Consider the following 10,901-nt stretch of genomic DNA (forward strand, 5'->3'; position numbering starts at 1 on the left):
CACCTCTGTCATATACTCAAGATGACGTATTGCTGCTCATCGCCCCCCCGAGCAACAAAATTTAAAGGTATTGTTGCAGTAACGCTAAAACTGCACATACTTTACTAAAACGGCATATCACAAAAATGCCAATAAAGGAGGCTGTAAATGTCACTTTCTGTCTTAGTTGCTGATGATTCAAAACTGTCGAGGCGTAGCGTTATACGAGCACTTCCCGAAGATCTTGAATACAATATTGTTGAAGCAACCAATGGCCAAGAAGCTATAGATGCCTTAACAGAGAGTAACTTTGCGCTCGTTCTATTAGATCTCACTATGCCTGAAGTAGACGGTGTAGGCGTATTAGAGTTTCTGCACGAAAAGACAGACGCGCCGAATGTCATTGTTATCAGCGCAGACTTTCAACCTGAAAAGCAAAAAATTGTTTTATCTCTCGGAGCCAAGCGTTTTCTTCGCAAACCCTTAGATAAAGAAGAATTAGCAATGACGTTGTTTGAGTTGGGGTATCTATGAGCATCGTATTACCACTAGATGAAGAGCAAAGAGATGCGCTTCAGGAATTGCTGAATATTTCTATGGGGCAAGCGGCAAACTCGCTCGCTCAGTTAATTGAAACCAAGATAGATATTTCTATTCCCAAAATTTCAGCAGTCACCCCTACACAACTGTATGGACTATTGTTTGAAACTGAAGGGGCTTTTTACACCCGCCAGTCGTTTTTAGGAGACGTTCACGGTGAAGTGATGTCCGTACTCTCTCAGGCGGGTTTGACAGAAGTTGCCACCTTGATGGATTACGAAGATCCATTAAGTGAAGAAGACATTCAGGAAATTATATTAGAACTGTGTAACATCTTAGCGGGGGCTTGTTTAGCGGGTCTTTCGGAACAATTAGAGCTGACGACTAACTTGAATATGCCTACCCTGTTTCAACCCGATAAGAGCAATTTCGATGATTTAAAGTGGCAACATAGTTTAGTCATGGAAGTCCAATTCGTTATTGCTATCTCTTCGTTTAGCATGCGCGTGGTTTTCTGCCTCGACGATGAATCGCTTGCTCGAATGAAAAATACGCTGGATGAGTTGCTCGCATAATGTTTGAACAGCTGGTAGGTAAATTACCTGTCGGAATAGGCATAGTTGATGAGCAGTTTAACGTTGTTTACTTGAATGATTTTTTTCTAGATAGACTGCCTCACGATTTGCGAGACTGCTACAAAGACACACCGGTTACAGACCTATTCCAAGGGCAAGCGAAGTTTTTAAAACGCAGATTAAAATCGGTGTTTGTGCTGCAGCACCCAAGCTTTAGTTACTGGGAGCAGCGCCCTCATATATTTCCATTTAAAAGCTCTCGCCCCATTACGGGTGAAGAAACGCAGATGTATCAGAATATGGAAATTCTCCCCATCAAAGACAAAAATTCAGGTCAGAAGTTAGCGTGTATTTTCTTACAAGATGTTACAGCCCAGGCTAGCTACTTTAGAGCGCAGCAAAAGCTGTCTGAAGCGCTAAAAAAAGAACATGAAGCTCAACGAAAGCTCATTCGTAAACTCGACACCGCACAAAGCCAACTTATTCAGGCTGAAAAAATGGCGTCTACCGGGCAACTTGCGGCTGGGATTGCCCATGAGATCAATAACCCGGTTGGTTTTGTTAACGCAAATCTAAATACTCTAGGGCAATACGCGTCTCACCTAATCTCTATCTGTGATGGTGTTTATGCACAGCTTGAACAGTTTAACGACGAACTTAAAGAGCAAATCGACGCCTTATTTCAATCGAATCACTACGACTTGTTAAAAGAAGACATCACAGAATTAATTGAAGAATCTACCGATGGCCTCACCCGAGTAAAAGACATTGTTGAAAACCTTAAAAACTTTTCTTTGGAAAATACAGAAGGGGTTCAAACTGTCGATGTGTGCACAATATGCAATCAATTGATTACGCTAATTTCAGCGCAATATAGTGCGCCACACTATAAGTTTGAATGTGAGCACGAAAAAGTCGAGGTGATGGGAAACCCCGGGCCTTTGAAACAAGCCTTAATGAACGTCATGATTAACGCGGCTCAAGCCATTGAAACGAAAGGGTTTGTAAAATTGAGTGTTATCGAAAAAGGAGATTCGGTAGTGATTAAAATTCTCGATTCAGGGTGCGGTATTCCAGTTAAGCACCGAAAGCGGCTGTTTGAGCCTTTTTTCACTACAAAACCTGAGGGACAAGGCCAGGGGTTAGGGTTATCCGTAGCCTATACCGCGATAGAACAGCACCAAGGTAAGATATCGATAAGCAGCAAAGAAAATAAAGGAACCGTAGTGGAAATAACCATTCCCAAACAGTTATCTTGCTTGGAAAATGAGAGTATAGACCGTGAGCTCGATAGCCCACTCACGCCCTAATTCATGCATTTAACTCTCGGGTTAAGCAGGCTAAACACACCCTTGCGCATTATCTATCGCCTTACAATTTAACTAGCGAGCTGCTTGGTCTGGTTTGCTTTGAACTCAAACTGCCCTTTGCTATTTACACTTCGACTGATCACCCCTTGGTTCAGTAAGTAGTTTAAGTGCGACAAACACTCGGCCACGGCGAACACCATATTTCGGCTAGATAGTTTCCTTTTGAACAGCACCGGCAACAAATCAACGGCAGTTTGCGGCTGTTCACACGCATTTACCAATACGTTTAAATGGTCATGGTGATGAGCTAACAGGGTGTCGACGCGCTCATGAAGGCCAATGAACGGAAGCTTATGAGCAGGTAGAACTGTGGCATCCTTTGGCAGTGATTTGAATTTGGGTAGCGTATTAAGATAATCATCTAACGTATTAGCATCGGGCTCAGTGGAATATGCGCCTATATTGGGGGTGATAATGGGTAAAATATGATCCCCTGAAATCAAAATATTTTTTTGTTCGCTATATAAACAAGCGTGCTCGGGAGAGTGACCGCGCCCAATCATGACCTTCCATTGATTATCACCTAACGCTAATTCCATCTGGTCTTTAAGCCTGGTATAGCTAATGGGTAACGGCGACACTACACTGCTGTAGCCGTTGCCCTCTGTCGCTGTCAGCTTCTCAATCATTACCTCGTCAAGGCCGGCGCGCTGGTAGTAAAGCACGTCTCTTTCATTTGTAGCTCCGTTCCTTCCAGCCGCAAATGCGCGAGCAGTGAAATACTCGGTTTGCGTCATGTAAAACGGAACCTTAAAAGTGTCGGCTATCCAGCCTGCCAGACCCACATGGTCAGGGTGCAAGTGCGTCACTATAACCCCAACTATAGGGCCGTCCAGCTGCTCGAAAATACGCTGCCATAATGACTTGGTGGTAGTCGTTCCTATACCAGTATCGACCACTACCCAGCCCCCGTCCCCCCGAATTAGGTAAAGGTTTATATGGTCTAATTCAAAAGGTAGAGGCATGGTCAGCCACAGTACGCCTTCGGCAATTTCGATTAGCTTACCCGGCTCAACCTGTTTCTCGTAAAGATATTCCATATCGCCCTCACCTACTTTACTTATGCTTACCGCCTTCGCATACGCTTGTTGTGTAAGCTTGTTTGTATTAGTTTGGTTCTAACCCGCTCTGTATTGAAAAACAAACATATCTGTCGAATAGAGATCTATAGGAGTTGGTGATAACAAACGGTATACTCGCTCCTGATGCTTGTTATAGCGCTTGATAAACGTAATTAACGCATTATTACCTTCACTCATTAAACGCCTTTCACTCAAACGGATACATGCAAGCTTCAACAATTCAGCAAGGATTTATACTCAATAAAGGTACCTTCACACTACGTGGCAAAGTCTACGTAGAACTGTGGGTTAAAACGCCGACAGGTACCGTTAGGTTAATATCTGCACCACAAGCCCCCACCTGTTTTGTGTCATTGGAGCATGTTGAAGCGTTACAGAGCATCGCACAACGGATTCCGGCCACATTAGACATTAAGAATGACGGCTTTAATACGCTAGAACAAAAGCAAGTGACCACGGTTAAAACCGCGACTGAGTCTCACATGCACCAGCTACGTCAGCTTGCACGAGAGGCAAATATTGTACTGTACGAAGCCGACATCCGTGTGGCTGATCGCTATTTAATGGAAAGGTTTGTGTATGGCGCGGTTGAGTTTATCGGGCCTAACGCCGGCGCTGATAGCTCACCGACAACAGTAATTGAAAATGCACAAATACGCCCCTGTCACTTTCGAACACGCTTCTCTTCTCTAAGCATAGATATTGAGTGTGACGAACATGAAATGCTGTTTAGTATTGCTTTAGCCGGTGAAGGGGTAAACCTTGTGCTCCTTGTTTGCCCACCAACTTTTGAAAAGCGGGGTGTGGAGCAGCGAAACGACAAGCCATACCAACTACTAGTGCTTAATTCGGAAAAAGAGCTACTACACGCGTTTTTTCACTATGTTACCTCCTACGACCCCGACATTATTTTAGGATGGAATGTTAAGCAGTTCGACATGGCAGTACTTGCTCGAAGGGCCAAAGCGAATAAACTCAAATTTACCCTTGGCCGCCATGAACGCGAAGCTTCAGTCAGACAATGGGAAGATCAAACCTTGGTTGATGTACCAGGGCGCTGTGTAATAGATGGCATTGAAGCACTTAAAACAATGACCTATCAGTTTGAGTCGTTCTCGTTAGATAACGTTTCAGAGGCACTGTTAGGTGAAAACAAACTTATTCAAGAGACCGACAAATTAGCGGCGATAAAACGTTTATATCATGAAGACCCCATTGCGCTGGCCGACTATAACTATAAAGACACGGAGCTGGTAAACCGCATACAGGAGCAAACCCAATTTATCGACTTCCTCGCGTTGCGAAGCATACTGACGGGGTTGGATATGACGAGGCCCGGCGGGTCGGTGGCGGCATTTTTGAACGTATACTTACCTAAACTTCATCGCAAATCTTATATTGCTGGCGTTAGACCTGAAAATGGCGGGTTAGCGAGCCCAGGTGGCTATGTCATGCGGTCACAGCCTGGCCTCTACAAAGATGTATTAGTTCTCGACTTTAAAAGTCTATACCCTTCTATTATACGTACATTCAAAATTGACCCCATGGGGTTGGCTGAAGGATTGAAATCGCCTAAACATGCTATAGAAGGGTTCAAAGGCGCGGTATTCAGTCGTACCTCCCACTTTTTGCCTACTATCATTGAGAACTTATGGTTGCAGCGTGACGAGGCAAAAAAGCAAAAGGATGCACCTCGTTCACAAGCGATTAAAATATTAATGAATTCGTTTTACGGTGTACTAGGTAGTGGTGGCTGCCCCTTTTACGATCCCCGCCTTGCGAGTTCTATCACCTTACGTGGACATGAGATCATGCAAACCACTGCCGGATGGATAGAAGAACTCGGTTATACCGTCATTTACGGTGATACCGACTCGACCTTTGTTCACGTAGAAGGTAACGGCACATTGGGTACGCCCACAGAAACGGGTATTAAGCTTGCACAAATCATCAACGAAAAATGGTCGGCACTACTTAAAGACCGCTATGACATTGCTTGTCACTTAGAGATTGAATTCGAGTCTCACTTTTCAACGTTTTTTATGCCTACGATTAGGGGCTCTACCGAAGGAAGTAAAAAACGTTACGCGGGAATGAAAGACGGACAACTAACCTTTAAAGGCTTAGAAAACGTGCGCTCAGACTGGACAACTCTGGCTAAAACGTTTCAATACGAACTGTACGAACGGGTATTCACTGGTCAACCTGTAGAGAGCTATATAAGTGACATGCTAAACGCGGTTAAAGCAGGGGAACTTGATGATGATTTAGTGTACAAAAAGCGCTTAAGAAAACCGTTGTCTTCTTATATTAAATCACTTCCCCCCCATGTAAAAGCTGCGCGGCGAGCTGATGAGCATTTTAAAGAGCAAGGGTTGCCATTGCGCTATCAAACAAACACAACAATTGCCTATGTGATTACAGTTCAAGGCCCGCAGACTGTGGAAACCGCGTTCGCCCCCCTTGACTATGATCATTATATCGAAAAGCAAATAAAGCCTATTGCGGAAAGCATACTACCTCTTATCTCGTTAAACTTTGAACAGATTGCTAACGATCAACTTACCTTATTCTAGCGTTAGCTTGCGTATGAAGATCTTTCATGCTGCGTGACAATTTAACAAAAATATTACACTCCTCGCACAGTCAAAAAACCGTTTTTCTCATTTATTTCATTAGCTTATTTCATTGGCACGACAAGTGAATAAAAGATAAGTGAGTAGCTAAATAGGTTTGATCGAAGTTTTTACTCCAATCAACATGCGTTCAATTTAGTGGTTAGGGCAATTGATCGCCCGTGTTCGCAAAGAGAAACAGAAGGAATTTGATTATGAAGATCACAAAGTTAAGTATGATTACTGGTGCTGTTGTCGCTGCTACACTGTCAACATCAGCATTTGCAGGTCACCATGAAGAAAAGATCACTATGGGCTTCAACGCACTCGATAAAGACAGCAATGGTTACATTGTTGGCTCAGAGTCATCAGGTGCTATCGACAGCAAATTGGTCTCTAAAATGGACACTGATGGAGATAGCATGGTTAGCCGTACAGAATTCAACACGTTTGTTGATGAGAAACCGTCAATGTTTAGCGACGAGATTATCACTCAAGTACAGACAGAAGGAACCAATGACGCGGCGCTAACTGAGAAAGGCAACCCTGAGCTCTTTTCTAAAGCAGATAACGAAATGATCTCAGAAAAGAATAAGGAGTTGCGTACTGAAATGTCAGCGACCGCAAACGCTAAGTTCACTGAAATCGACATGGATAGCGACGGCAAAATCAGCGAGACCGAACTTGACGTAGCGGACGTTGAAGGCGACTTTGAATCGATGGATGAAGATGGTGATTCATATATTACGCGCATGGAATACCGCACCTATTTTGAAGAAATCGAATCAGAATAGTTCGGCGTAAATTTGTTGTAGTTTCCCGATTTTATGCCCCGCTAACTAAGCGGGGCTTTTTTTGCTTAATAGGTCTTTCCTGTATGAGAGACAGTGCTTTAGACCTCATTTCTTTATTATCACCTGCGACGAAATACAAAATATTGTCGCTGAACGACGCCATATAAGACTAACATCTTGTCGACAAAACCCACTTGCAACAATATTGTTAATAATTATTAAAATATATGTTTACCACGCTATTTTTTTTTTTAGCGTTTTACGTGTGTATTTTAAACGCGCTATTAATTTGAATAGCGTACCTCAAAACTAACAGTGTTTCTCTACAGCAGATGCGTACGCGCATGGAGGCAAATTATGATGGAATCAGACAGCTTACCTAACACTTCGTTTCCTCTTTCAAAAAGTGAGTTTATAGGGCCTAAGAATGCAGAACTAACTTCACTGACGATTGGTCAGTACTTCAAAAGAGTTGTCGACAATTACACAGACCACCCAGCCATTGTTGTTCGACATCAGAACATTAATTGGACGTATAAAGAGTACTGGCTTCAAATCGAACGAGTAGCGTGTGGATTGCTTGTTAACGGTGTAGAACCAGGTGATAGAGTAGGTATTTGGTCACCCAACAATATAGAGTGGTCTATTGTGCAAATGGCTACAGCACGTATTGGCGCAATAATGGTGTGCCTAAACCCAGCTTACCGCCCTGATGAACTCGCGTTTGCCATAAATAATGTTCAGGTTAAATACCTTGTCATGGCCCAATCTTTTAAACAGTCTAACTACGTAGCGATGTTAAAAGAACTTGCCCCTGAAATAGAGGATGATAGAAGCGACTCCCTAGCGCAGCCACTTTCTCTTTCAATGTTACCGTCACTTAAGTTCATCTACACTATAGGTGACAAACCAGTAGACAGACTACTCCCCTTTTCAGCCCTGCAGAAAGAGCCGGCAGAGTCATTGCGCATTAAACTTACAGAGATAGAAGCTGAACTGAGCGCAGACGATAACATTAATATTCAGTTTACTTCTGGGACCACAGGAAACCCTAAGGGCGCTACGTTAACACACCGAAATATTCTCAATAACGGATTACTTGTGGCCCAAGCCATGCGCTTCACACACAAAGATAAGCTATGTATACCCGTTCCGCTTTACCATTGCTTTGGAATGGTGTTGGGTAATTTGGTGTGCTTAGCATCTGGGGCTTGTGCCGTCTTTCCTGGTGAATCATTCGCCCCTGAAACTACACTTCGTACTGTGGAGGAAGAAAAATGCACCGCGTTGCATGGGGTTCCAACTATGTTTATCGCTGAGCTAGAGCTACCGAACTTTAAAGAATTTGATTTATCGACATTACGGACGGGAGTAATGGCTGGCAGTACTTGCCCAGAAGAGCTTATGCGCAAAGTGCATAGTGAGTTCAATATGACCGAAGTGGTTATAGGTTACGGACAAACGGAATGCAGTCCTATTAATCATATTACCGACATAGACTCCCCTTTCGAGAAGCAAGTGAAGACCGTAGGCCGTGCAATGCCTCATACTGAAGTTAAAATTATTGACGCTAAGGGTAATACGTTACCAATTGGTGAGCCAGGAGAAATTTGCGCGAAAGGTTATTGTGTAATGAAAGGCTACTGGGGAGATGAAGCTAAGACAAAAGCAACGATCGATGATGAAGGTTGGTTACACTCTGGCGATCTCGGTGAAATGGACGACGAAGGATATGTCACCATAGTAGGACGGATAAAAGATATGATCATCCGCGGTGGTGAAAATATCTATCCGCGAGAGATAGAAGAGGTATTGTATCAACACAACGACGTATCTGATGCCGCCGTATTTGGTATTCCAGACGATAGATACGGAGAACAAGTTTGTCTTTGGATAAAAGCTAAAGAAAATCGTCACATTGATGAAGAAAAGATACGTGAGTATCTTAAGTCTAAGCTAGCTTACTTTAAGGTTCCAAAATACATAAATGTAGTACAAGACTATCCCATGACGGTCACAGGCAAACTACAGAAGTTTAAAATGCGCGAACACATGATAGAAACACTGAAGAAACAAGCATTAAAAACTGAAGCATAACCCCATAATTTCCTTTCTCCCAAACACAAAAAACCCGCCGTTAGGAGGGTTTAGTGGTGCAAAATCGTGACGCTCTTTGTCGCGACTTTTGCGCAAGGAAGACACACAGTACCCTCAGTTTTTGACTACAGAGTACTCGCTTTGCTTCCTAACGAAAAAGCCCTTGTCGTAAGACAAGGGCTTTTCGAAATAAGGACCTGGCAGTGTCCTACTCTCACATGGGGAAACCCCACACTACCATCGGCGCTAATACGTTTCACTTCTGAGTTCGGAATGGAATCAGGTGGTACCGTATCGCTATGGCTGCCAGGAAAAACTGATAACAATTTGGGAAAGATAATATTAATTCAATCAGTGAGTAACTTACTTTTTACTCCATCTTGCTTTTAGCTTGTCTTTGCTTACAACGCCAACTTCTCACCGAAGCCTTTTAGGCGTTGTATGGTTAAGCCTCTCGGGCAATTAGTACAGGTTAGCTTAACGCCTTACAACGCTTCCACACCCTGCCTATCAACGTCATCGTCTATAACAACCCTTCCAGACCTTAAAGGTCAGGGATGACTCATCTTTGGGCCGGCTTCCCGCTTAGATGCTTTCAGCGGTTATCCGTTCCGAACATAGCTACCGGGCAATGCCATTGGCATGACAACCCGAACACCAGCGGTTCGTCCACTCCGGTCCTCTCGTACTAGGAGCAGCTCCCATCAATCATCCAACGCCCACACCAGATAGGGACCGAACTGTCTCACGACGTTCTAAACCCAGCTCGCGTACCACTTTAAATGGCGAACAGCCATACCCTTGGGACCGACTTCAGCCCCAGGATGTGATGAGCCGACATCGAGGTGCCAAACACCGCCGTCGATATGAACTCTTGGGCGGTATCAGCCTGTTATCCCCGGAGTACCTTTTATCCGTTGAGCGATGGCCCTTCCATACAGAACCACCGGATCACTATGACCTACTTTCGTACCTGCTCGACGTGTCTGTCTCGCAGTTAAGCTAGCTTATGCCATTGCACTAACCTCACGATGTCCGACCGTGATTAGCTAACCTTCGTGCTCCTCCGTTACTATTTGGGAGGAGACCGCCCCAGTCAAACTACCCACCAGACACTGTCCACAACCCCGATAAGGGGCCAATGTTAGAACATCAAACATACAAGGGTGGTATTTCAAGGACGGCTCCACACAATCTAGCGACTGTGCTTCAAAGCCTCCCACCTATCCTACACATGTAGGTTCAATGTTCAGTGCCAAGCTGTAGTAAAGGTTCACGGGGTCTTTCCGTCTAGGTGCGGGTACACAGCATCTTCACTGCGATTTCAATTTCACTGAGTCTCGGGTGGAGACAGCGTGGCCATGGTTACACCATTCGTGCAGGTCGGAACTTACCCGACAAGGAATTTCGCTACCTTAGGACCGTTATAGTTACGGCCGCCGTTTACCGGGGCTTCGATCAAGAGCTTCGTCCGAGGACTAACCCCATCAATTAACCTTCCGGCACCGGGCAGGTGTCACACCCTATACGTCCTCTTACGAGTTTGCAGAGTGCTGTGTTTTTAATAAACAGTCCCAGCCACCTGGTCACTGCGGCCTCCATTTGCTTACCACGTAAAGTGTTCACAAACAGAGGCGTACCTTCTCCCGAAGTTACGGTACAATTTTGCCGAGTTCCTTCACCCGAGTTCTCTCAAGCGCCTTAGTATTCTCTACCTGACCACCTGTGTCGGTTTGGGGTACGGTTCATATAATCATAAGTTTAGAAGCTTTTCCTGGAAGCAGGGCATCAACAACTTCACTCCCTTGGGAGCTCGTCTCGCGTCTCGGCCTTAGAATTCCGGATTTAC

7 protein-coding genes and 2 rRNA genes are annotated in these 10,901 nt (G+C 44.4%); 6 read left to right on the top strand and 3 right to left on the bottom strand.

Translation table 11 applies throughout. The features are described from left to right. Positions 1–147: 147 nt before the first annotated feature. From ACX5J7_RS14945 to ACX5J7_RS14955, 3 genes are read left to right on the top strand one after another with little or no spacing between them, the layout of a single operon-like run. Complete coding sequence (locus ACX5J7_RS14945; RefSeq protein WP_015068066.1) at positions 148–513, top strand: response regulator; 366 nt, start codon at positions 148–150, stop codon at positions 511–513. Further along, positions 510–1,094, top strand: coding sequence for a chemotaxis protein CheX (locus tag ACX5J7_RS14950; RefSeq protein WP_015068067.1), 585 nt, complete (start codon positions 510–512; stop codon positions 1,092–1,094). Before ACX5J7_RS14945 ends, ACX5J7_RS14950 begins: the two co-directional genes overlap by 4 nt. Then, a complete protein-coding gene (locus ACX5J7_RS14955; RefSeq protein WP_474115842.1) occupies positions 1,094–2,404 on the top strand; it encodes a sensor histidine kinase in 1,311 nt (436 codons plus the stop codon). Before ACX5J7_RS14950 ends, ACX5J7_RS14955 begins: the two co-directional genes overlap by 1 nt. 68 nt (positions 2,405–2,472) lie before the next feature. Here the strand turns inward: ACX5J7_RS14955 and ACX5J7_RS14960 are convergent, their stop codons facing one another. After that, positions 2,473–3,504 carry an MBL fold metallo-hydrolase gene (locus tag ACX5J7_RS14960; protein ID WP_498707400.1) on the bottom strand — a complete coding sequence of 344 codons (1,032 nt, stop codon included), beginning with the start codon at positions 3,502–3,504 and terminating at the stop codon, positions 2,473–2,475. A 245-nt stretch (positions 3,505–3,749) separates the two neighbouring features. Between ACX5J7_RS14960 and ACX5J7_RS14965 the strand changes: the two genes are divergently transcribed. From ACX5J7_RS14965 to ACX5J7_RS14975, 3 genes are all read left to right on the top strand, one after another. Beyond that, on the top strand, positions 3,750–6,122 hold the full coding sequence (locus ACX5J7_RS14965; protein ID WP_498707401.1) for a DNA polymerase II: 2,373 nt from the start codon (positions 3,750–3,752) through the stop codon (positions 6,120–6,122). Positions 6,123–6,376: 254 nt separating this feature from the next. Continuing rightward, the gene (locus ACX5J7_RS14970) at positions 6,377–6,955 is read left to right on the top strand and encodes an EF-hand domain-containing protein (protein ID WP_020744279.1); all 579 of its coding nucleotides are present in this window, start codon (positions 6,377–6,379) and stop codon (positions 6,953–6,955) included. A gap of 357 nt (positions 6,956–7,312) precedes the next feature. Further along, positions 7,313–9,052, top strand: coding sequence for an AMP-binding protein (locus tag ACX5J7_RS14975; RefSeq protein ID WP_498707402.1), 1,740 nt, complete (start codon positions 7,313–7,315; stop codon positions 9,050–9,052). Positions 9,053–9,247: 195 nt separating this feature from the next. Here the strand turns inward: ACX5J7_RS14975 and rrf are convergent. Together rrf and ACX5J7_RS14985 are read right to left on the bottom strand one after the other, a co-directional pair. Continuing rightward, positions 9,248–9,363, bottom strand: a 5S ribosomal RNA gene (rrf, locus tag ACX5J7_RS14980). A gap of 130 nt (positions 9,364–9,493) precedes the next feature. Beyond that, positions 9,494–10,901: ribosomal RNA gene (locus ACX5J7_RS14985) — 23S ribosomal RNA — on the bottom strand; the annotation flags it as partial.

This window comes from Alteromonas infernus (assembly GCF_902705815.1).

What these genes read in the sequence shown, in the direction of transcription:
- ACX5J7_RS14945 (WP_015068066.1), top strand. Translation starts at nt 148, where the DNA reads ATGTCACTTTCTGTCTTAGTTGCTGATGATTCAAAACTGTCGAGGCGT.
- ACX5J7_RS14950 (WP_015068067.1), top strand. Translation starts at nt 510, where the DNA reads ATGAGCATCGTATTACCACTAGATGAAGAGCAAAGAGATGCGCTTCAG.
- ACX5J7_RS14955 (WP_474115842.1), top strand. Translation starts at nt 1,094, where the DNA reads ATGTTTGAACAGCTGGTAGGTAAATTACCTGTCGGAATAGGCATAGTT.
- ACX5J7_RS14960 (WP_498707400.1), bottom strand. Translation starts at nt 3,504, where the DNA reads ATGGAATATCTTTACGAGAAACAGGTTGAGCCGGGTAAGCTAATCGAA.
- ACX5J7_RS14965 (WP_498707401.1), top strand. Translation starts at nt 3,750, where the DNA reads ATGCAAGCTTCAACAATTCAGCAAGGATTTATACTCAATAAAGGTACC.
- ACX5J7_RS14970 (WP_020744279.1), top strand. Translation starts at nt 6,377, where the DNA reads ATGAAGATCACAAAGTTAAGTATGATTACTGGTGCTGTTGTCGCTGCT.
- ACX5J7_RS14975 (WP_498707402.1), top strand. Translation starts at nt 7,313, where the DNA reads ATGATGGAATCAGACAGCTTACCTAACACTTCGTTTCCTCTTTCAAAA.